The 21,694-nt window shown below is 47.2% G+C and carries 19 protein-coding genes; 2 read left to right on the top strand and 17 right to left on the bottom strand.

All coding sequences use genetic code 11. From position 1 onward, the window contains the following. Positions 1–77: 77 nt before the first annotated feature. From secA to FC47_RS00490, 4 genes are all read right to left on the bottom strand, one after another. Positions 78–2,444, bottom strand: coding sequence for a preprotein translocase subunit SecA (secA, locus tag FC47_RS00505; RefSeq protein WP_033934323.1), 2,367 nt, complete (start codon positions 2,442–2,444; stop codon positions 78–80). Positions 2,445–2,655: 211 nt separating this feature from the next. Continuing rightward, positions 2,656–3,198 (bottom strand): ribosome hibernation-promoting factor, HPF/YfiA family, encoded by a 543-nt coding sequence (gene hpf / locus FC47_RS00500; protein ID WP_006500424.1) that lies wholly within the window; start codon positions 3,196–3,198, stop codon positions 2,656–2,658. A gap of 359 nt (positions 3,199–3,557) precedes the next feature. Next, positions 3,558–4,238, bottom strand: coding sequence for a ComF family protein (locus FC47_RS10840; RefSeq protein ID WP_235803974.1), 681 nt, complete (start codon positions 4,236–4,238; stop codon positions 3,558–3,560). After that, complete coding sequence (locus tag FC47_RS00490) at positions 4,204–5,553, bottom strand: ATP-dependent helicase ComFA (RefSeq protein ID WP_006500426.1); 1,350 nt, start codon at positions 5,551–5,553, stop codon at positions 4,204–4,206. Before FC47_RS00490 ends, FC47_RS10840 begins: the two co-directional genes overlap by 35 nt. Before the next feature lie 71 nt (positions 5,554–5,624). On the opposite strand from FC47_RS00490, the gene FC47_RS00485 reads away from it, so the two are divergent. Then, the gene (locus FC47_RS00485; protein WP_056967519.1) at positions 5,625–6,266 is read left to right on the top strand and encodes a YigZ family protein; all 642 of its coding nucleotides are present in this window, start codon (positions 5,625–5,627) and stop codon (positions 6,264–6,266) included. A 66-nt stretch (positions 6,267–6,332) separates the two neighbouring features. Here FC47_RS00485 and FC47_RS00480 read toward each other — a convergent pair whose 3' ends face one another. From FC47_RS00480 to FC47_RS00445, 8 genes are all read right to left on the bottom strand, one after another. Next, positions 6,333–7,727: an MFS transporter gene (locus FC47_RS00480; protein WP_056967518.1), complete on the bottom strand. Its 1,395-nt coding sequence runs from the start codon at positions 7,725–7,727 to the stop codon at positions 6,333–6,335. After that, on the bottom strand, positions 7,696–8,139 hold the full coding sequence (locus tag FC47_RS00475; RefSeq protein ID WP_056967517.1) for a MarR family winged helix-turn-helix transcriptional regulator: 444 nt from the start codon (positions 8,137–8,139) through the stop codon (positions 7,696–7,698). The genes FC47_RS00480 and FC47_RS00475 overlap by 32 nt, the downstream gene beginning before the upstream one ends. A 127-nt stretch (positions 8,140–8,266) precedes the next feature. Beyond that, a complete protein-coding gene (locus FC47_RS00470; RefSeq protein ID WP_048345416.1) occupies positions 8,267–8,539 on the bottom strand; it encodes a hypothetical protein in 273 nt (90 codons plus the stop codon). Between the two features lie 23 nt (positions 8,540–8,562). Next, on the bottom strand, positions 8,563–10,401 hold the full coding sequence (locus FC47_RS00465) for an APC family permease (RefSeq protein ID WP_039945966.1): 1,839 nt from the start codon (positions 10,399–10,401) through the stop codon (positions 8,563–8,565). A 117-nt stretch (positions 10,402–10,518) separates the two neighbouring features. Beyond that, a complete protein-coding gene (locus FC47_RS00460; RefSeq protein ID WP_048345415.1) occupies positions 10,519–12,120 on the bottom strand; it encodes an APC family permease in 1,602 nt (533 codons plus the stop codon). 137 nt (positions 12,121–12,257) lie between these two features. Then, positions 12,258–13,880 carry a chaperonin GroEL gene (groL, locus tag FC47_RS00455; RefSeq protein ID WP_048345414.1) on the bottom strand — a complete coding sequence of 541 codons (1,623 nt, stop codon included), beginning with the start codon at positions 13,878–13,880 and terminating at the stop codon, positions 12,258–12,260. A gap of 49 nt (positions 13,881–13,929) precedes the next feature. After that, positions 13,930–14,214, bottom strand: coding sequence for a co-chaperone GroES (groES, locus tag FC47_RS00450; protein WP_034541305.1), 285 nt, complete (start codon positions 14,212–14,214; stop codon positions 13,930–13,932). Positions 14,215–14,447: 233 nt separating this feature from the next. Then, positions 14,448–15,095 (bottom strand): redox-sensing transcriptional repressor Rex, encoded by a 648-nt coding sequence (locus tag FC47_RS00445; RefSeq protein WP_033934316.1) that lies wholly within the window; start codon positions 15,093–15,095, stop codon positions 14,448–14,450. Between the two features lie 335 nt (positions 15,096–15,430). Here FC47_RS00445 and FC47_RS00440 point away from each other — a divergent pair, with 335 nt between their 5' ends. Further along, positions 15,431–17,359 carry an ABC-F family ATP-binding cassette domain-containing protein gene (locus FC47_RS00440; protein ID WP_006500437.1) on the top strand — a complete coding sequence of 643 codons (1,929 nt, stop codon included), beginning with the start codon at positions 15,431–15,433 and terminating at the stop codon, positions 17,357–17,359. A gap of 64 nt (positions 17,360–17,423) precedes the next feature. Here FC47_RS00440 and FC47_RS00435 read toward each other — a convergent pair whose 3' ends face one another. The 5 genes from FC47_RS00435 to FC47_RS00415 form a co-directional block, all read right to left on the bottom strand. Continuing rightward, positions 17,424–18,386: a ketopantoate reductase family protein gene (locus FC47_RS00435; protein ID WP_039946023.1), complete on the bottom strand. Its 963-nt coding sequence runs from the start codon at positions 18,384–18,386 to the stop codon at positions 17,424–17,426. 124 nt (positions 18,387–18,510) lie between these two features. Further along, positions 18,511–18,807, bottom strand: coding sequence for a CHY zinc finger protein (locus FC47_RS00430; protein WP_056967516.1), 297 nt, complete (start codon positions 18,805–18,807; stop codon positions 18,511–18,513). After that, positions 18,807–19,793 carry a biotin--[acetyl-CoA-carboxylase] ligase gene (locus tag FC47_RS00425; protein WP_048345413.1) on the bottom strand — a complete coding sequence of 329 codons (987 nt, stop codon included), beginning with the start codon at positions 19,791–19,793 and terminating at the stop codon, positions 18,807–18,809. The genes FC47_RS00430 and FC47_RS00425 overlap by 1 nt, the downstream gene beginning before the upstream one ends. A gap of 15 nt (positions 19,794–19,808) precedes the next feature. Then, positions 19,809–20,360: a biotin transporter BioY gene (locus FC47_RS00420; RefSeq protein ID WP_034541308.1), complete on the bottom strand. Its 552-nt coding sequence runs from the start codon at positions 20,358–20,360 to the stop codon at positions 19,809–19,811. Between the two features lie 108 nt (positions 20,361–20,468). After that, positions 20,469–21,656, bottom strand: coding sequence for a pyridoxal phosphate-dependent aminotransferase (locus FC47_RS00415; RefSeq protein ID WP_048345412.1), 1,188 nt, complete (start codon positions 21,654–21,656; stop codon positions 20,469–20,471). Positions 21,657–21,694: the final 38 nt, after the last annotated feature.

Here is a 21,694-nt window from a genome sequence, read left to right as displayed (position 1 = left end):
AGTGATTCATCCTTTCAATAAGCAAAAATACGACAGCGGTACCGTGCCTGGCGCCCTGCTGCCGTACCTGTTTGGTTTTATCGTTCAACGTTGTGTCTGATTTCCGACTTCATGAAAAGACGCGTCGTTTCATATTCAATATCGGCAATCATCTGTTCAAACATGTGGTAGCCAGCCGTCTGGTACTCGACCAACGGATTAAGCTGACCATAGCCCCGCAGCCCGACCGACTGACGGAACTGATCCATCACATCAATATGATCGGTCCAATGAGAGTCCACGACCCGCAAAATAACGACCTTTTCAAATTCAAGCATCTGTGCTGGATCATAAAGCTGACGCTGCTTGTCTTTGTAAACGCCATTGGCCAGACTCATCAAGTACTTGACGATCTCTGATTGCGACTTGCCCTGCAGATCCTTGATGCTGATCTGATCCGGCTTTACCAGCGTTTCAACGGCAAAGTCGACGATTTCCTGCAGTTTCCAGTCTTTTTGATCGCCAAGCGTATGCTGATCAACCTCTCGCTGAATCGTCCGCTCAACCATCGGCATCAAGACCCACTTCAAGGATTTTTCCTCAGTAATGACCTGCTGACGCTCCTTATAGATGATCTCACGCTGCTCTCTCATGACGTCATCATATTGCAGAACGTTCTTTCGTGAGTCGTAGTTGTTACCTTCAACCCGCTTTTGAGCTGATTCAACCTGCCGCGTCAAGAAACGACTCTTGATCACGGCATCTTCGTCTTCAACCTTCATCCGTTCCAAGAAGGCCTTGATGCGATCGCCACCAAAGCGACGCATCAAGTCGTCTTCCAGTGACAGATAGAACTGAGAGATTCCCGGATCACCCTGACGTCCCGAGCGTCCCCGCAGCTGGTTGTCGATTCGGCGACTTTCATGACGCTCAGTCCCGATAACCGCCAAACCGCCCAGTTCACGTACGCCTGGCCCCAGCTTGATGTCGGTTCCTCGACCGGCCATGTTGGTAGCGATGGTAACCGCTCCAACCTGACCGGCATTTTTAATAATGTCAGCTTCCTTGGCGTGATTTTTAGCGTTTAAGACCACGTGCGGGATGTTTTCTTTGTCCAGCATTGCTGACAGATATTCCGAAGTTTCCACCGCAACCGTCCCGACCAAGACTGGCTGGCCTTTTTCATGCAGCGCTTTGATTCGCTTGACGACCGCCCTAAACTTGCTTTCCAACGTTGGATAGAGCAGATCTGGCTCGTCAATCCGCGCAACGGGACGGTTGGTTGGGATCGAGATGGTTTCCATGTTGTAGATCTCACGGAACTCTTCCTGCTCGGTCTTGGCCGTCCCCGTCATCCCGGCAAGCTTTTTGTACATCCGGAACAGGTTTTGGTAAGTGATGTTAGCCATCGTCTTGTTTTCTTCTTGAATCGGCACGTGCTCTTTGGCTTCAATGGCCTGGTGCAGACCGTCTGAAAAACGCCGCCCCTGCATGATCCGTCCAGTAAACGAGTCAACGATCAGGACTTCTTTATCCTTGGAGACCACGTAATCCTTGTCGCGCAGCATGATGTAGTTGGCCCGCAAAGCTTGATCCAGGTGGTGCGTCAAAGCCGTGTTCTCTGGGTTGTAGAGGTTATCCAGATTAAAGTACTTATCAGCTTTCTTGATCCCTTCATCAGTCAGCGAAACCGTCTTTGATTCCAAATCAATCTTGTAGTCAACGTCTTTTTTCAGTTTTTTGACGAAACGATCGGTCTGCTGATAAAGCTTCGACGTCCCCGTACCTGGCCCGGAAATAATCAATGGCGTCCGCGCCTCGTCGATCAAAATTGAGTCAACCTCATCGACAATGGCAAAGTTCAAGCCACGCTGCACTTGATCTTCTTTATAGACAGCCATGTTGTCACGCAGGTAGTCGAAACCAATCTCACTGTTGGTTGAGTACATGATGTCGCATTGGTAGGCTTTGCGCTTTTCATCAGGGTCCATCTCAGAGTTGTTGACGCCAACTGAGCAGCCCAGCCAGTTATACAGCTGTCCCATTTCCGTCGCGTCACGCTTGGAAAGATATTCATTAACGGTGATGACGTGCACCCCTTCGCCAGAGATTGCGTTGAGGTAGACCGGCATCGTAGCCGTCAGGGTTTTACCTTCACCAGTCTTCATTTCTGCAATATTGCCTTCGTGAAGAACGATACCCCCCATAATCTGGACGTGAAAAGGGTACAGTCCTAAAACTCGTTTGGCAGCCTCACGAGCAACCGCAAAGGCTTCGGGCAGCATGTCGTCGAGTGATTCGCCCTTTTGATAGCGTTCTCGGAATTCCGGCGTTTTGGCCTGCAGCTGTTCATCCGTCAGCTTACTCATTTGATCGGCGTATCTTTCCACCCGATTGGCAATCTTATCAATCCGGCGCAGTTCTCGTCGATCGCTTTCAATCCACTTTTTCAGTACGTTCGCCATTAAGCGTCATTTCCTCCATTACAATGATTCTAAAAGGTTAAATCATCAAGTGCGATCTAACCCATTATCATTTTATTTTCATATTTCCCATTTTAACATGGAACAAGCGACATGAACATGAAACTGTTCAACCAAGCCCTATCTCATGAAGATCTCAGAGCAATCAAAAAAGGAATGGCTAAAAATGCCATTCCTTTCCGCTGTTTACGGACTAGTTGATTTCAATCAGACCGTAGCGACCATCCTTACGACGGTATACAACGCTGGTACCATTGGTTTCAGCGTCTTCAAAGACAAAGAAGTCATGTCCCAGCATGTCCATTTGTAAGACAGCTTCTTCTGGGTCCATTGGCTTCAAGGAGATTTGCTTGGTCCGTACGATCTTTAAATCGTCACTGACTGGTTCGTCTTCAACATCAGGTACAAAGTCCATGTTCTTGTAGCCCTTTTCACGGGACTTGCGGTTAACCTTGGTCTTGTACTTACGGATTTGACGTTCCAGTTTGTCGGTAACCAAGTCAATGCTGCCGTACATGTCGCTGGAAGTTTCTTCCGCCCGCAGCGTTAAGTATGGGAGCGGAATCGTTACTTCAACTTTGAAGGTCTTGTTAGGGTAGACCTTTAGATTAACGTGCGCATTTGCCTCAACGTTATCTTCGAAGAACTTTTCCAGTTTGCTGATCCGCTTGATGACATAGTCGCGAATCGATTCGGTAACTTCGACGTTTTCACCACGAATATTGAATTTTAGCATTGCACTTCTCTGTTATCCAAATCCTGACGCTTAACGCGATTCACTCACGTTCACTGCGTTTACCACCGACAAGTGATTCTGCCTGTCAATGACTCCTAAGACGACTGCTCTTGCCTCAAGCAGCTGTCTACGGCGATAGCCTCTGCCGCAGCTATTTCAAAATGGCTTGGTTGCTTGCGCCATTTATCTGCTATTACGCAATGTTCGCCAGATTTGCCAACAGATATTCATCTCCTTCCAGTCCAAGCAAAAAGCTTGTTCTGATTGATATCAGAAGGACCACTCTTCTCATATCCTATTTCTATTATAGATGAATTTGCTCTAATAGACAAATTCAATTTGTAATCGTTTACAGAATCTTAACTGGATAGCGTCGCGCTGCTAACGGTCTGACAGCCAGCCTGTCGGCACAGTACGGCCGCATGATACAGCGTGCGACCAGTGGTATACACGTCATCAACCAGTAAAACCCGCTGATGAGCAATTTTCTGCGGATTCGTTAATTCAAAAATCTGTGGTGTTTTTAGACGTTCTTCCCGTGTTTTGGCTGATTGTGTTTGCTTATTATCCGCAATCGTTTTTAAGGCCTCGGTATAAGGCAGCGTCAGCAGTGCCGTCGTCTGATTAAAGCCGCGCGTTTTCCAGGTATGCGGCGAGATTGGAATCGGCACTAAGACATCATACGCAAATTCCTGCAGAAAAAGATTAAACGTCTCTTGAAAAACAAAACGCAGGCCATAGTCGCCTTGAAACTTAAATTTTTTCATAAACTCCCGCATCAGACCGTTATAGACATACAGACTGTGATTATTCAGCAGCCAGCCATATTGACGCTGCCATTGCCGGCATTCCCAACAGATCGATTCTTTCGGCGCCAGCATTCGTCCACAACCAGGACAGGGATGCGCGTTTGATCGCAACAAGAGATGACTGCGGCATTGTGGACAGATACGCGGCTCAGGCGGCTTTCCTGGCAGCAGCAGCTGTTTTAAAGTCGGCCGGCTTTCAATCGTCGCGCCGCAAAGCAGGCATTTTAGCAAGCAGCCGCGCCCCCTTTTGATTCATATAGGCAATCTGATGTAATGCTTCACGGACGCGTTGACTCATTGCACCCACGAAAAAGCAGACGGTGCCAGTGGGGCGTTCTTTGGCGCGGCCAGCTCGTCCAGCCATCTGAATCAGTGCCGATGCGGAAAACACTTCATCATCAGCCCCTAGAATCATCACATCGATTCCTGGAAACGTAACGCCCCGCTCCAAAATCGAGGTAGTCACCAAAAAAAGATATTTTTGCTCACGCATCGCCTGAACCTTTTCTTGACGCAGCGGATCACTGGCATGAACGGTCACAAACTCACTCGTTGCCAAGTCGTTTTGCAGAGCCGTTTTAACCATCGGCAGATCCTTGACATGCGGTACAAAGAGCAAAAAACGCTGATGAGCTTTAACCTCATGCAAAAGCATCTGTTTGACTCTGATCGGTAGATGCCCCGCCTGCAGCTGACGGCGCCAGTTTATAACCAGACTGACCTTAGGCATTGGCAGCAGATGTCCATGATAGCGTAAAGGCAGATAGCTGACCGCCAATCGCCCCCTGCTGACCGCATTTAGCAATTCTCGTCCAGGCGTGGCCGTTAAAAAGATCATGCCTCCATTTGGCTTGACGGCATTATGCGCTGCCAAAAACAGCCGTGGATTGGCAGCAAACGGAAATGCATCGACCTCATCAATGATCAGGTTGTCAAATGCATGATAAAAACGCAGCAGCTGGTGGGTGGTACAAACAGTCAGCTGCCGATAGCAATAGGCTTCTTTGGCGTGGCCGTATAACAGTGCAATCTTACAGTTTTGAAAAGCCTTGTTCAAACGGGGATAAATCTCCAGACAAACGTCAACTCGCGGCGAGGCCCAAGCAATTCGCTCACCTGCCTGCAAACGATCAGCCAGACCTTTAAACATCATTTCCGTCTTACCGGCTCCCGTTACCGCCCATATCAAACGCTTTTCGTGCTGCCGCATGCTCGCCGTTACCGTTTCAGCAACTTCAGACTGCAGCGGCGACAGTTTTCCCTGCCAAATCAGCTGCGGATATGGCGCACTAAATTGATTTGGCTCGGCAACATGGTAAAATTTACTCAATGTATCAACTCGTCCCAGATTCAAACAAACTGGACAATAATACTCATGCTTTGGCAATGCGGCATCTGTCAACCTGCTTTTGGCACCACATCGCTGACAGACAGCCACGTTTTTTACAATCTTGATCGTTGGTAAGATCTCAATTTTAGCTGATGGCTTACTTGGCATGTCAACGATTGGCACCAGGACCCGCCGGCCAAAATAGTCTTCAATCATTTTAAAGCCCCCTTAAGATACCATATGCCAAATTGCATGGATTCAAATCAAATTAACAAAGAGGAATTTTTATGACCACGCCATTTTTAACCATTGCCCAAGATACTACCAATGAGATTATCATCAAAAAATCTCGCTTTATCTGCAGCCTGTTTCGCGTTGAATCAGAAGAACAGGCCCAAGCAGCAATTACCAAGATCAATAAGCTGCATCGTAAGGCGACCCACAACTGCTTTGCCTACCTGATCGGCGACCATGATCAGATTCAGCGAGAAAGCGATAATGGCGAGCCAAGCGGAACTGCCGGCGTGCCAATGTTGGAGGCGCTCAAGGCCAATCAGCTGCATAACGTCTTAGCAGTAGTAACACGCTACTTTGGCGGCATTAAGCTGGGAGCTGGCGGCTTGATCCGGGCTTATAGCAATTCAGTCTCCCAGGCAATCGAACAGGCTGGTTTGGTTGAGCGCGTTGAGCAGGCAATTTTAAAGATTGATGTCGCCTATTCACTGCATGACTCGCTGCTTTATTATTTGAAACAGGCAAACCTGGAAATTGCCGAAGAAGAATACGGCGCCAGCGTAATCGTCAGTGTCTATGTTGACGAATCCCAGATTGAGGAACTACTGAATCAGCTGACTGAGCGTTTTAACGACCAATTGACAATCAAAAAAGGGCCAACTCGGATTCATGAACTGCCCTATCAAAAACAATAATTGCAAAACAGCCCTGCCAGCATGGAATTTCCCACTGACAAGGCTGTTTTGGTTTGGCTGGCTGGCTTAGTTTGCTTTAGGAACTGATTCAAAGTAGCTCAGCCATACAATCAGTCCAAAAATTAACAGCATAACAAACGCATGCTGGGTTCCAATTGCCGTGGCGTTGGCAGTTCCAATCCGCAGGTGATTCTGACTTTGAGCCACCACCGTCGCCGAAAGCGAAGTCCCCATTGCACCAGCAAACTGCTGCAGCGTGTTCATAATGGCATTGCCCTGTGTTCGTTCATCAAATGGCAGTGTGTTCAACGCACTGGTCATGGCGCAGCCCATGCAGAGCCCCATACCGCCCATATAAAAAATATAGATCAGCATAATGAATGAATTATCCAAATGACGACTAAAGACTGTAAACAGCGTCAATGAGAGTACACAGCTGGCAAAACCGGCCAGAATCGGCTTGCGCGGTCCATACTTATCCAGCATGCGACCGCCAAATGGACCAAAAAACGCGCCGACGAATCCAGCTGGTAAGACCAGCATTCCAGCCAGCAGCGCTGAATTGTCATTGACCAATTGAATATAGTTAGGCAATAAAAAGGCAAAGCCCAGCGAAATGATCTGCGTTAAGAAAAAGCCCAGCACATGACCAGAAAAAGCATGGTTCTTAAACAGGTTCAGATTCAAGATTGGCGTCTCAATTCTAAGCGAACGGACAATCAAGATCATCATGCCAAGCAGGCCAAACAATAGCGAACCGCCAACCTGCCAACTGAACAGCTTACCACTGCTAAGGTTGCTGAAGCCAAAAACCAAGCCGGTAAACATCATGGCAATGCCAGCAAAACTGATGCCATCAATTTTTTGACGCTGAATCGCTGATTTTTGCTGAATGCCCCAGATTCCCAGCCCCAATGAGACCAGCAGCAACGGCAGCAAAAAGTAAAAGACCCAGCGCCAGCCCAGACTGCTGACGACAATCCCGCCAAAAGTTGGCCCGATTGCTGGTGCGATTCCGGTAATCATATTGGCCAGTCCCATCATAAAGCCAATCCTGCTTTGCGGTACCTGCTCCAATATGATATTAAACATCAACGGCAAGGCAATCCCGGTCCCAATCCCTTGAATTGCCCGCCCCATCAGCAGAAAAGCAAAATTTCCCGCTAAGGCATCTATCAAGGCACCAATGATAAACAAAAGGTTGGCGCATAAAAACAGGCTTTTGGTTGTAAAAGACTGCTTCAAGACTGCCGATAGCGGTACGATGATTGCCACGATTAAAAGATAGATCGAGGTCATCCATTGAACCGTATTCGTCGCAATATCAAATTCGCGCATTAAAGTAGGAAAGGTTATGTTCATAGCCGTTTCCACGATCACGCCGCTAAACGACATCAATCCTGTTGCCAGGATCGCCGCATAGACCTGTTTATTGATTTTTTCCGTTTGTTTCACCAACATCACTCTTTTCCTGCAGATATGCCAAAATTTGTTCAAAGATTGCCAGCTCCTGAGGCGAGAACCGTTTTTCCAAGCGCTGCTGGCGCATTATTAAATATTGGCGCGCTGTCTTAGCCAATTGCTTGGCATGCGGCGTCAAGGCAACGATTTTACTGCGGTGATCCTGATTGGCCGTCTTTCTGACAATCAGTCCCGCTTTTTCCATCCGCTGCAGCATTTTAGTCGTCGTTGAACGCTTAATATTGAATTCTACTTCGATGGCATGCTGCGTACTTTGCCACTGCGGCTGATTAGCCAAAAAGTCAATCGTTGAAAGCTGCTGTCCCGTTAAATCATACTCAGCAGCAAATTGATCAAAATTCCAACCCAAATGATTGGCAGTCTGATGCAATTGTTTTTCTAAATAGTGCATATACCTCTCCTTTTGTTAGCCAGCTAACATTTTTATACTAGAATCTGATTGATCAAATGTCAAAATAAAATCATAAACTCAACGTAAAAAGAACTGGCATTGACGCTTCAATGCCAGTTCTTTCAAATTAACCCAGCAGCTGCTGCACTGCTTCTAACACAATTAAAATTGCGACCAGGACTAAGATCATTTTCATGGAAGCAATGGTTTTCACATCGTGCTGCTTGATCTTTGGCCAGTTGAACCCCAGATAGGCACCAACCAGTAACAGACAGCCTAAAAAGCCGCCCAGATCAGAGACAAAATGCTGATGGCGAATCGAAAAACTCGAAATCAGAAAGATGCCGATTGCTCCCATCGCTGCCCATAGCCATTGCCGATTTTTAAAAAATTTTTCCATTGGCTTAAAACCATCCCGCTCATCTATTCATGCAGGTGATAGTTGTAGCTTGAAACCACGATATTTTCGCGTGAATTCAAAGCGGCACGCAATCTGACGCTGGTCTGGTTATGCAGTGCCATCTGCCAAGGCTTGTTTGGAATAAACTGCGGTACCAGAACCGTTGTTGAATAGTTCTTGGCAGCGGCCCTTTTAGCAACGACATCGACGAAACGCAGCGTCGGTTTGGCAATTGAACGGTATGAGGAATGAATGTCGACAAACCGCACGTCAGGATATTCGGCCTTAAACTCATTGGCCGTCTTGTGTTCTTTACCAGGGTTCTCATCAAACGAGACGTGCATGGCAATCACGTAATCACCAATCGACCGGGCGTAGTTGATGGCGCCTTTGGTAACCCGCGTAACGTTACCAATCAGAACAATCACCGTCGAGCCATCATAATCGTGCAGCTGAACTTTGGTTTTTTCCGCAATTCGCAGCTGCATGCCAACTTTAATATAGTGATTATGGATCTTGTAGAACATAAACAGCAAAGCCGGCATGATGATCAGGTATGGCCAAACATTGCCGAAATGCTGCCAGAACAAGAAGACCACCAAACATGCCGAGATCAATGCCCCAACCAGGTTGATCGTCGACTTGCCCAGCCAGTGTCCCTGCCGGTGTCGGAACCAGTGAATGATCATCCCAGATTGCGAAAGCGTAAACGGAACGAAAACGCCAACTGCATATAAAGGAATCAGCATATTGGTCTTACCATGGAAGATCAAAATCATTACAATCGCACCAATGGCCAAGGCAATGATTCCATTAGAGTAACCTAAACGATCCCCACGATCCATAAAGGCATGCGGCAGATACTTGTCTTTAGCCATATTAAAAGCCAGGATCGGAAAGGCCGAAAAACCGGTATTGGCAGCTACGGCCAGAATCATTGCCGTAGAAAGCTGCAGCAGATAAAATCCAATCCCGTGGCCATTAAAGATTACGGAACCAATCTGCGAAAGCACGGTAGCATGGGAATTTGGCACGATACCGAAGTAGTAGCTAAAGAACGTAATCCCACCAAAGAATGCCGCCAGAATCAGACTCATAATTGCTAAAGTATTAGCAGCATTCTTCTTTTTGGGTTCATTAAAGTTAGGTACGGCATTACTAATAGCTTCAACCCCAGTCAATGAGGAAGAACCGGCTGAAAAAGCCCGAATAAACAGGACAGCCGACATCCCGGCAACCGGCGTTCCAAATGAGGCCGTTGCATGATAAGTCAGATGACCAGTGGCAATATTGAAAAAGCCCCAGATGATCATTGCGGTAATCATGATAATAAAGAAGTATACCGGAACCGTTAAGAAATTGGCGCTGTCGCTCAATCCCCGCAGATTCAGAATCATAATCGAAAGGACGATAATCACTGAAATCGGCACCGAATACTTATAAAGCTGCGGAACCGCAGAAACAATCGCTTCCGTACCAGAAGTCGTCGAAACCGCAACCGTCAGCATATAGTCAACCAGCAGCGACCCGCCGGCAACCAAGCCACCTGTGCGGCCCCAGTTTTCGGTGGCTACGACATAGGCACCACCACCACTGGGATAGGCATTGATAATCTGCCGATAGGAAAGGGTAATTGCCACCAACAGAATCAAAACCAACGCTGCAATCGGCAATGAATACCAGATTGCCGCCGCCGACAGTGTTACCAAAACGGTCGTAATCTGTTCAGTACCATAAGCAACGGATGATAAAGCATCCGACGATAACAAGGCCAAAGCTTTAAACTTTGTCAAATGGGCCTGGCCTTCATCCAGCGTCTTCAAGGGCTTACCGATGAGGACGCGTTTTAAATACCGCCACATATTCTTTTTCTCCTTCACTCTATTATAAAATATAAAGTCAATAGTTATTCTACACCACGTAAATGGTTAATACCACCCAGGGCAGATTGATCACGCAGCAGTTTTAGAAAATTATTTTTACTGATCAACATGAGCATTGACGTGCCGTCCCAATTCAAGATCTTCACCTTTGACGCTGCTGTTGACTCCCCACCAGTAAAATACCAGCGAGCACAAAATGATCACGACAAAATCAAATGGATACCGAATCCAATTCTGACCGCCAAAACCATCGCTGCCCAGATAAGACATCACCGAGATAAACAACAGGTAGCCCAGCAGCCAACCGCAGCCTTTCATTTGAGTCTTCCATGAAGCATGATGATAGCGAATCTCATAATAAGCGTAGATTGGCAGACCCAAACAGATCACAAAAATCACCTCAATCGTCGTTGGCCACATTGCCCAATAGATCGCCAGACTGGTCAAAACAAATGACAAAGGCGCCATCCACTTTAAAGATCGAGGCTCAAACGGCCGCTTAAGATCGGGTGCAATTCTTCTAAGCGCAACCGCAGCTACCGGTCCAGTCAGATAGGCAATCAGAGTCGAGGCCGAGATGACGCTGGCAAGCGCGCTCCAATTACGGAAAATACAGACCAAAACCGCTGCCAGAATCAGATTAACGATCATGGCAAAACGTGGTACCATATAGCGTCGCTGAAGTCGTCCCAGCCAGGCCGGCAAATGATCGCCGCGTGCCATTGCCGCCAGCGTTCTGGAAGCATTGGTAACAAAAGCAACCCCGGTTCCAAATGGCGAAACGAACGCATCAATATACAGCAGAATCGTCAGCCAATTGATTCCCATTAAGATTGCCAGATCTGCAAATGGCGAGGCAAAATCAATGCCATGCCAGCCGTGCGCCGTTAGCAGTGATGGCTTAACCGCCCCTACAAAGGTAATCTGCAGCAGAATATACAATACTGCCGTAATCGTCAATGAGATTACAACGCCACGATAGATGTTTTTTTGTGGATCTTTCATCTCACCACCTAGATTGACAACCGTCTGAAAGGCATCATAGGAAAAAATAATTCCGGCTACCGTAGTTGCTTCAAAAATCGAGCGGCTGCCATAAGGCATAAACTCATGGATGCCTTGCCCGAAATTACTGGTGTGAAAGCCGCTCAGCATCAACACAATGATCGTCAAGGTTGGCATCAGCAGCTTAAAAATCGAGATCAAACCAGTAAAATGCGTCAAGATCTTAACTGACCAGAAATTAATCAGCGTAAAAACGATCATAAACGCAAAGACCACCAGCAGCCCTTGATTAGTAATGCTGCCATGACTGACGAAGCTGCGCGTCCAATTAGCCCAGCTCCATGGCCATGAGCTCATATACTGTACTGAAGCCACCGCTTCGATGGGAATCAGTGTAATCAAGGAGACCCAATTGGCCCAAGCCGCTACGAAACCTAAAAGCGGGCCATGACTGTACTGAGCGTAGCGACTCATTCCGCCGCTTTCAGGAAACATCGCACCCAGTTCAACGTAATTAAAAGCAATCACCATAATGATGATCGCCCCTAAAATCCAGGAGATGACCGCTGCTGGTCCGGCAATCCTAGCTGCCTCGCCAGCACCAAACAGCCATCCGGATCCGATCAATGAATTCAGAGCCAGTAAAATGACTGATGTTAAAGACATTTTCTGACTAGGCATTTTTGATGACATAAAAATACTCCACTAAATAAAATAGCGCCCATTGGTTTGAATGAACATACATAACAGAATACCACTAAGCGCCCGTCAAACGCAAAAAAGCGCCTCAATAATGTTGAGACGCTTTTTATTCATTGTTTGGCAATGGATTACATCATACCGGCGCCGCCTTGAGGAGCAGCTGGTTGATCATTCTTTGGTTCTGGCTTATCAGCAACAACGGCTTCAGTAGTCAAAAGCATTGCTGATACCGAAGCAGCGTTTTGCAGTGCCGAGCGCGTAACCTTGGTAGGGTCAACGATGCCGGCCGCAACCATGTCTTCATACTTGTCAATGGCAGCGTTGTAGCCGATGCCTGGCTTTTCGCTCTTCAAACGGTTAACGATGATTGAGCCTTCAACACCAGCGTTTTCAGCGATTTGACGAACTGGGGCCTCCAATGCCTTCTTAACGATGTTGACACCCGTTGCTTCATCGTCGCTTTCAGTTTCAACGTTTTCCAAGGCAGGAATTACGTTGATCAAAGCAGTACCACCACCAGGTACGAAGCCTTCTTGAACGGCAGCCCGCGTAGCGTTTAAAGCATCTTCAACGCGGTACTTCTTTTCCTTAAGTTCCGTTTCAGTAGCAGCACCGACCTTGATTACGGCAACCCCGCCAGACAGCTTGGCCAGACGTTCCTGCAGCTTTTCTTTGTCGAATTCAGAAGTCGTGTTGGCAATTGCCTGCTTGATCTGTTCAACTCGTTCAGCAATTGCATCCTTAGCACCGTTGCCGTCAACGATCGTCGTGTTGTCCTTGGTTACGGTAACCTTGTTGGCAGAACCAAGTTGAGCAATCGTAGCATCCTTTAAGCTCATGCCCAGGTCATCAGAGATTACGGTACCACCAGTCAAAATGGCGATATCCTGCAATTGAGCCTTACGACGATCGCCAAAGCCTGGCGCCTTAACCGCGCAAACGTTGAACGTCCCGCGAATCTTGTTCAATACCAAGGTTGGCAGAGCTTCACCGGTAATGTCATCAGCAATGATCAAAAGCGAGCGGCCTTCTTGAACAACAGCCTGCAGCAATGGCAGAATGTCTTGAATGTTGCCAATCTTCTTGTCAGTGATCAGAATGTATGGATTGTCCAGATCAGATTCCATCTTGTCCGTGTCGGTTACCATGTATTGAGACATGTAGCCACGGTCAAAGCTCATCCCTTCAACCACGTCAACCGTCGTGTCAACGCCACGGCTGTCTTCAATCGTGATTACGCCATCGTGGCCAACCTTTTCCATGGCATCGGCAATCAGTTCACCGACTTCAGGGTTAGCAGCAGAAATGGAGGCAATTTGTGCAATGTCATCCTTGCTTTGCACTTCATGACTCATCTTGTGCAGTTCTTCAACGGCAGCCTTGGTAGCCTTGTCGATACCGCGACGAATACCAACTGGGTTAGCACCGGCAGCAACGTTCTTCATCCCAGCGTTAACGATTGCTTGCGTCAAAACGGTTGCCGTCGTCGTACCGTCACCGGCGTTGTCGTTGGTCTTAGAAGCAACTTCAGAAACGAGCTTAGCACCCATGTTTTCAAAGTGGTCTTCCAATTCAATGTTCTTGGCGATCGTAACCCCATCATTAGTAATCGTAGGCGCGCCATAGCTTTGTTCCAAAACAACGTTGCGACCCTTAGGACCGATCGTCGTCTTAACCGTATTGGCCAGCTTGTCTACCCCACGCAGCATTGCCTTGCGTGCATCTTCAGAAAACTTAATTTCTTTTGCCATTTTAGATTTTCACCTCATTAATATTGATCGAATGCGAAAACAAGTCTACTTAGTCAACGATGGCAACCAGGTCTTTTTCACGAACGACCAGGTACTTTTCACCATTGTATTCGACTTCATTGCCTGCGTACTTGTCAAACAGGACGCGGTCGCCTTCCTTAACGGCTGGAGCAACTTTTTGACCATTGTCCAGGTAACGGCCTTCGCCAACTGCTACAACCGTACCCGTCGTTGGCTTATCCTTGGCATTGTTAGCCAGAACAATTCCGCCAACCGTCTTTTCTTCAGCTTGTTCCGCTTTAAGAACAACGCGATCTCCTAATGGTTTTAACACGTTAATCCCTCCATCAATCATCATTAATAATTCAGATATTTTTTAGCACTCTTATCACCCAAGTGCTAATTACATGATCTACTATATCATGATCTTGCTAAAATGCAACAATTATTTTGACCAATTTTGACTATTATTTTATAGAAAACGCTTTAGTTACCATTCTAACGGCATTTTAACTTTTTTTGACTTTTTATCAAAAAACGCATGACGATTGCTCGCCATGCGTTGAGTTATTTTTGACTGTCTTTAGTATTGTTATTTTCAATAAAATAGATCAGCGTCTGCAGTTCATTGGTCAGGTCAATATTTTGTACCTGAACGTCTTTTGGCACTGACAGACGAACCGGTGTAAAGTTCAAGATACCATGAACCCCTGCTTCGACCAACTCATCAGTAACGGCCTGCGATTTTTCGCCAGGTACCGTTAAAATAACGACATCAATCTGCTGTTCTTGCAGCTGCTTTTTCATCTCGCCAACCGGGTAGACAGGAATCCCACTCTTAACGGTATTGGCTAAGGCTGGTTTAGGATCAAAAGCTGCACTGATCCGCAGATTCGTGCTTTGGTGGAAATTATAGTTCATCAAGGCGCTGCCCAGACTGCCGACCCCGACCAAAGCCACACTGGTCAGCTTATCTTGATTCAAGATCCCCTTGAAAAAGTTCAAAAGCTTTTCCACATCATAGCCATAGCCGCGCTTGCCCAATTCGCCAAAATAGGAAAAGTCGCGTCGAATCGTTGCCGAATCAACTTTAACCGCCTCTGATAATTCAGTCGATGAGACGCGTCGTTTATTGGCGTTAAGCAAAACGTTCAGATACCGATAGTAGACCGGCAACCGCTTAGCCGTGGCACGGGGAATTTTACGCGTTGCCATTAATAGATTCCTCCAATTCAGATTCTAGTTTGTGAAAATTATTCCTTAATCATTTTAACAACTCCGCTAAAGTTTGTGAACTATTTTCCAAGAAAAGAATCGTTTTTATTTAAACATGTTTTCTATTATGCTACAGGCTTCACTGCATGTCCATTAATGATTTGTGAAATTTAGTCCATCCGCTGATCATGAATGTGCTGGTAATGACGATCATTTTTTAAACGTTAATTCAAAATTTAACATTATTGATCGGTCCTATCCTCAAGCTCGCGACCTAGTCTGATCTTGTGCTACAATTTTAACTGACTATCTACTTTAAAAAATGAGGTTAAATTATGCTGCTACTGCAAACCAATAATGTTGAACGTCGCTTTGGCAGCGATGTTTTGTTTCATAATATGAATATGCAGATTCAAGAACATGGCCGAACTGCATTGGTCGGACGCAACGGTGCCGGCAAAACGACCTTCTTGAAAATTATTGCCGGTTTAACCGAACCTGATGAAGGCACGGTTACTCACGCCCGCGACCTAACGATTGGCTATCTGGCTCAGAATCAAGGACTCGACAGCCAAAATTCAATTTGGGCCGAATTAGACAGCGTCTTTGCTCCTTTACACGAACTGGAAAAACAGCTGCATGAGCTAGAGAATCAACTGGGAACACTGACGCCCAAAGCAGCGGACTACCAAGACGTTTTAGCAAGCTATGACCGTTTATCCGAGCAGTTCAAAAAACAGGGCGGCTATGAATACGCGTCCCGGATGCGTGGCGTACTGCATGGTTTCGGCTTTGATGAAGATATGTATGATACTTCAGTCAATGCACTTTCTGGCGGTCAAAAAACCAAGCTGGCCCTAGCTAAGATTCTGCTGCAGTCACCCAACCTTTTGATTCTAGACGAACCGACCAATCACTTGGACATGGGCGTCTTAAGCTGGCTGGAAGACTACCTTAAAAGCTATCAAGGCGCGCTTTTGATCGTTTCTCACGACCGCTACTTCTTAGATCGCGTGGTTACTGACGTTTACGATCTTGACAATAAAACGCTGATTCACTATACCGGCAACTATACGCAATTCGTAGCCCACAAGCGCGAACGACTGCAGGCTGAATGGAAGCATTACGAGCAGCAGCAAAAAGAAATCGCCAAGCTGGAGGATTTTGTCAATCGCAACATTGTCCGAGCCTCAACCACCAAACGCGCCCAGGCTCGCCGCAAACAGCTTGAGAAAATGGATCGCTTGGAGCGGCCGACTACCGATGATTCCTCGATTCATTTTCAATTCCACAGTGACCATGCTTCGGGTAACGAGGTCTTAGACGTCGATGAACTCAATATCGGCTATCAAGATCAAAAGCTGGCTGGGCCATTATCATTTAAGGTTCGCAAAGGTCAGCGCGTCGGTATTATCGGTCCAAATGGGATTGGCAAATCAACGCTTTTAAAGACGCTTTTGAAAAAGATTCCCAAGCTCAGCGGGACGATCAAATTCGGCGCTAATCTAGAAATCGGCTACTACGACCAGGAACAGCAGCAACTGCATCCTGAAAAGACCGTTTTAGAAGAAGTCTGGGACGATCATCCCGAAGTTTCCGAAAAAGACATTCGCTCGCTTCTGGGCAGTTTTCTGTTTGTTGGCGATGACGTCTATAAACCGGTCAGCGCGCTTTCGGGTGGCGAAAAGGCACGTCTGGAGCTGACTAAGCTTTCATTTATGCCAATCAACTTTTTGATCCTGGATGAACCAACCAACCACTTGGACATCGACAGCCGCGAAGTCTTGGAAACAGCCATTAATGAATTTGATGGGACGGTTCTGTTTATCTCGCACGACCGTTATTTCTTAAACCAGGTTGCTACCGATATCCTATATATGACGGCTCATGGCATGACGCATTATGAAGGAAACTACGACGACTACCTGACCCAACAGGCAAAACTGGAGCATCAGACACAGCCAGAAACCAAAGTCAAACAGTCAACCGGTCAGCTTTCCTATCAGCAAAGCAAAGAAACTCAGCGTGCCCGACGCAAGCTGCAGCGGCAGGTCGATCAATTAGAAAATCAGATGGGTGAACTAGAGACCAAGCAGGCCGCGATCGAAGCTGAGATGGCCAAGCCTGAAATTGCCGTCGACATCGCCCAGCTGACCGATCTGCAAAAAAAGCTGGATGCCTTAAAAGCCCAAAGCGAAGACGTTGAGCTGCAATGGACTGAAGCCGCCGAAGCCCTGGAGACATTTGATCAAGAAAATCCATAGTCCATATGCATGCAGATCAGCATAAATCAAAAACCGCTGGACCAGATTTGATCCAGCGGTCTTTTTATTGACGGAACTTACGCGTATTTTCCGCCAAATGAACCAAGCCGCGCAGAAAGTCGTGCGTCGTAGCTTCATAGTCGTACTTTTTGCCTAATTCGTAGATATAGCCATTGATGTAGTCGACTTCGGTATTTCGACCATTATGCATATCTTGATACATTGAAGGATAGTGCAGTGGGTTGCCAACGCGGCTGACGTATTCAACCGTCTTCCATTCGGTCTCACGATCATTGAGCAGCTTGATGCCAGCTCGTTCAGTCACGTCATAGGCCTCGTTGATCAATTGCTTGCTCAGTCGTTCAGCACCAGGATAATCAATAAACTGACCCATCTGAATCTCAAACAGCGTGCAGATCGTGTTGACAACTGAGTTAAAGACGACCTTGGTCATCAAAGTCCCCAAGAAGTTGGTCGTCAAAGTCGGATTCAGGTTGGCGGCCTTAAAGTCGGCAATAATTTCATGCGTGCGCTCATCTGGCTTTTCCGTTTCATTGGCAACATTGATTGATCCAGCACCTGGCTTGCCAATAAAATCAACGTCGCCAGCCTTGTTTAGCACAGTCCCGATCAGGCAGGTCCCAGCTAAAACATGCTCTTTGGAAAAATACTTGTTCAGTTTTTCAACGTGACCCATCCCATTCATGCCTGAAAAAACGTATTGCTTTTCTGGCTTAAAGAAATGAGCCGAGCGTTCCAAAAGATCCTGCAGCGTCATCTGCTTGGCAAAAACGATAAAAACGTCTGGCTCGCCCTGATACTCTTCTGGCGAATAGATATTAATCGGAACCAGATGCCGATTTTCATGGTCACGAGAAACATAGACCCCGCCTTGTTTTTTGATGGTTTCAACTTCGGGTGCCCAGTTGTCGACAAAATCAACCTGCGCCCCCGCATTTTCCTGCAGCAGCACCCCAAAGCGCAATCCCATCGCACCTGCACCTAAAACCGTATATCGCAGCGTCATCTTAATCACTGATCCTTTCCTAAAACTTAATTAAAACATGTCATTGGGCCTGATTTATTTTTCTTCTTAATCAACGTCTTATATTCTAATCTTATTTTAATTAAAAATCAATGAGGAAAATCGGCTATTTAAAATAAATCCGACAGTGACGATGACAGCCGGGATTAAAGTCGTGCCCACAGCGCGGACAGCTTCCCTGCTGATATTGTGCAAACTGCATCAAACAGCCGCAGATACCGCATAGGACTGGCCAGTTTTCCCGCTCACAAGCCATGAAATGATGGTTTTCCAAAGCATCATGACATCGATAGCAGGCATAGTATTTTTGGCAACGACTGCATTTCAAGGCCGCAACATCAACTGCCAAGTGATAGTGCCGACAGCGGCCAACCTGATCTAAATCTAAACCGTGAATTTCCATTATGACGTCATCCCTGGCAGATCAACCTTGGTCACCTCGCCGCTGATAAACGACTTTTTCGTGCCATCCGCAAATTCCAATACCAAGCCGCCTTGATCGTCAATGTCGACAGCCTTGCCAACTGCTTTATCATTGCCGATTTTTAAGACGACTGGCCGCTTCAAGACCAATGAATGAGCTCGGTACTCTGGCAGGAATTTTCCCGAATCGTACTCACTATAAACATTCATGATTGCAACCAAAAGCCTGGCAGCCAGCTGATTTCGATCAATGGTCTGCTCAGGGGCAATACTGCCGGCTTTTTGAGCTACGGCTGCTGGAAAATCAACGGTCGACAGATTAATACCGATTCCTACAATCAATGCTGCCGATGATGCTGATTCCAGTTCCAGCGTTGCCTCAGTCAAAATACCGCAGACTTTGTGACCATTCATATAGATATCATTGACCCACTTATATGAAAAATCATGATCAGGAAAGGTTTGCTTAAGTACTCGGCCAACTGCAACGGCGACTCCGGTTGTTAAAAGGCCAATTTTAGGCAGCGCGCTCATCGGATTATGCGGCAAAACCAAGCTAAAATACAAACCTGTCTTTTGCGGCGAATAGAACTGGCGGCCGCGTCTGCCATAGCCGGCCGTCTGCTGATCAGCTAAAAACGCGACTGGCTGGCTGGGCTGATGACTGCTGAGATACTGCTTAGCCCAGTTTTGCGTTGAATCAATGCTTGATGCCGTATGAGTCTCGCCATTAAACTCATCGCGAGTCTGCATCTTGATTACCGCTGCATCCAAATGATCCGTTCCTAAATATCGATAGCCAAGCGCTCGCTGACTCTCAATCTGATGTCCTTGTCTGCGTAGGGCAGCGACGCCTTTCCAGATGCTTTCGCGACTGATCTTTAAGCGCTCCGCCAGCTGACTGCCTGAAATCCATTGCTGCTCATTAAGCAAGAAAATTTTAAACAGCTCATCTTTAGTACCCATTGCGATTCCTCTTTTCTAGCCAAGATTCAATGCTGGTACGCGCCGCAGCTGACGAGCAACGGCTACTGCCACGCCGGCTTTGATCAGGTCGCCAGGAATAAATGCCAGATTGGACATCAATGCCGCCGTCAGCTTGATGTGCGACTGCCAGCTGAGCCAAAGCGATCCCGTAATATCAATAAACAGCACGCCCGCCAGCACAATCATCAAAAATTCCTGCCACCAGCTCCAGCGACTGCCAAAATGCTGCCGCAGACTACCGATCAAAAGCGGCGCAAACAGCCAGGCTAAAAGGTAGCCTCCAGTTGGGCCGGCAAAAACGGCAATTCCCCCACTGCCGCCAGTCAAGAAAGGAAAGCCAACCGCAACTAACAGCAGGAGCAAGGCCACTGAGGTCGTTCCTTCTTTAGGCCCCAAAATCTCACCGGCCATCATGACCCCCATATTCTGCAGTACGATTGGGACCGGAATAAACCCTAGCGGAATGCCTGGGATCATGCCTAAGACGATTAAGATTGCCGTCATCAAGGCGGTCTGCGTTAAATGAACTATATTTTGACGTTTCATTTTATTCCTTCTTTCAGCTTGTAACCCTCATCTAAAATTTAGGGTTACAAGAATTTTAAAATAAGAGCCCAGCTCAAACCAGAACTGAGCTCATTGGTTATTGATCGATTATTTTTGGTGGTCTGCCATAAAGGCTTGGATTCGTTGAACCGCTTCTTTTAAGACATCCATGCTGGTTGCATAGCTGATCCGTACATGGTCATCCATTCCAAAGGCCGCGCCTGGAACAACCGCCACGTGAGCCTCATCGAGCAGCGCGCTGACAAACTCATCAGTCGAGGCAAAACCAGCCAGCTTAACGGCTTCGCTGACGTCAGGGAAGGCATAGAAAGCTCCGGCCGGCTTTACATCCAGCTTAAAGCCCGGAATCTCGTTTAATAACGGATACAGCGTATTGATGCGTTCCTCATAGGTAGCGCGCATTTCTTCAACACAGGTTTGATCACCAGTAATGGCTGCCAAAGCGGCATATTGACTGACGGCTGCCATGTTGCCGGCTGCATGACTCAAGAACGTCTTCAAGCCCTTGACTACCTGCTCGTCAGCAATGGCATAGCCGACGCGCCAGCCGGTCATCGAGTAGGTCTTAGACATCCCATTGACCAGAATCGTCTGCTTACGGATCGCTGGTGACAGATCCAGCAGCGAGACAAACTTGGTCCCGTTATATACCAGCTTGCCATAGATATCGTCGGCAATCACGATAACGTCATGCTCAACGGCCCAGTCGCCAATCGCCTGCAATTGTTCGCGCGTGTAGACGGCACCAGATGGATTGTTGGGCGTGTTTAAGATCATGGCCTTCGTCTTAGGCGTTCGCGCGGCTTCCAATTCTTCAGGAACAACGGTCAGGCGACCAGCTGCTGGCTTGACGAAGACTGGCTTGGCACCGGCCAGCTTAACCTGTTCGCCATAGGTTACCCAGTATGGCAAAGGAATCAAAACCTCGTCGCCTTCATCAAACAGTGCTTGTCCCAGAGCGTACAGCGTCATTTTAGCACCATTCATTACTACCACGTTATCCGCCGTGAAATCTGTGCCATGATCGGCGTTTTCTTTATCGGCGATTGCTTTTCTTAACGGCTCAATGCCAACTGCCGCGGTGTAAAAATCAACCTTGCCAGACTCAATTGCCTTAATAGCAGCCTGTCCAATGTGCTTAGGCGTATTGAAGTCTGGCTGACCGATTGAAAGGTTCAAGACGTCAATGCCTTGCGCCTTCATTGCCTTGGCCTTGCCAGACAAAGCCAGCGTTGCTGAGGGTTGAATGTTGCTTACGCGTTCTGAAATTTCCACTGTTTTAACCTCGCTTTATAAATTAATACTGTCAAGCC

It is taken from the genome of Limosilactobacillus mucosae DSM 13345 (genome assembly GCF_001436025.1).
Lineage (GTDB): Bacteria > Bacillota > Bacilli > Lactobacillales > Lactobacillaceae > Limosilactobacillus > Limosilactobacillus mucosae.
This window is presented reverse-complemented; position numbering and strand designations above follow the sequence as displayed.

Excerpts from the sequence above, each read along its gene's own strand:
- secA (WP_033934323.1), bottom strand. The coding sequence starts at position 2,444 with ATGGCGAACGTACTGAAAAAGTGGATTGAAAGCGATCGACGAGAACTG.
- hpf (WP_006500424.1), bottom strand. The coding sequence starts at position 3,198 with ATGCTAAAATTCAATATTCGTGGTGAAAACGTCGAAGTTACCGAATCG.
- FC47_RS00490 (WP_006500426.1), bottom strand. The coding sequence starts at position 5,553 with ATGATTGAAGACTATTTTGGCCGGCGGGTCCTGGTGCCAATCGTTGAC.
- FC47_RS00485 (WP_056967519.1), top strand. The coding sequence starts at position 5,625 with ATGACCACGCCATTTTTAACCATTGCCCAAGATACTACCAATGAGATT.
- FC47_RS00480 (WP_056967518.1), bottom strand. The coding sequence starts at position 7,727 with ATGTTGGTGAAACAAACGGAAAAAATCAATAAACAGGTCTATGCGGCG.
- FC47_RS00475 (WP_056967517.1), bottom strand. The coding sequence starts at position 8,139 with ATGCACTATTTAGAAAAACAATTGCATCAGACTGCCAATCATTTGGGT.
- FC47_RS00470 (WP_048345416.1), bottom strand. The coding sequence starts at position 8,539 with ATGGAAAAATTTTTTAAAAATCGGCAATGGCTATGGGCAGCGATGGGA.
- FC47_RS00465 (WP_039945966.1), bottom strand. The coding sequence starts at position 10,401 with ATGTGGCGGTATTTAAAACGCGTCCTCATCGGTAAGCCCTTGAAGACG.
- FC47_RS00460 (WP_048345415.1), bottom strand. The coding sequence starts at position 12,120 with ATGTCATCAAAAATGCCTAGTCAGAAAATGTCTTTAACATCAGTCATT.
- groL (WP_048345414.1), bottom strand. The coding sequence starts at position 13,880 with ATGGCAAAAGAAATTAAGTTTTCTGAAGATGCACGCAAGGCAATGCTG.
- FC47_RS00445 (WP_033934316.1), bottom strand. The coding sequence starts at position 15,095 with ATGGCAACGCGTAAAATTCCCCGTGCCACGGCTAAGCGGTTGCCGGTC.
- FC47_RS00440 (WP_006500437.1), top strand. The coding sequence starts at position 15,431 with ATGCTGCTACTGCAAACCAATAATGTTGAACGTCGCTTTGGCAGCGAT.
- FC47_RS00435 (WP_039946023.1), bottom strand. The coding sequence starts at position 18,386 with ATGACGCTGCGATATACGGTTTTAGGTGCAGGTGCGATGGGATTGCGC.
- FC47_RS00430 (WP_056967516.1), bottom strand. The coding sequence starts at position 18,807 with ATGGAAATTCACGGTTTAGATTTAGATCAGGTTGGCCGCTGTCGGCAC.
- FC47_RS00425 (WP_048345413.1), bottom strand. The coding sequence starts at position 19,793 with ATGGGTACTAAAGATGAGCTGTTTAAAATTTTCTTGCTTAATGAGCAG.
- FC47_RS00420 (WP_034541308.1), bottom strand. The coding sequence starts at position 20,360 with ATGAAACGTCAAAATATAGTTCATTTAACGCAGACCGCCTTGATGACG.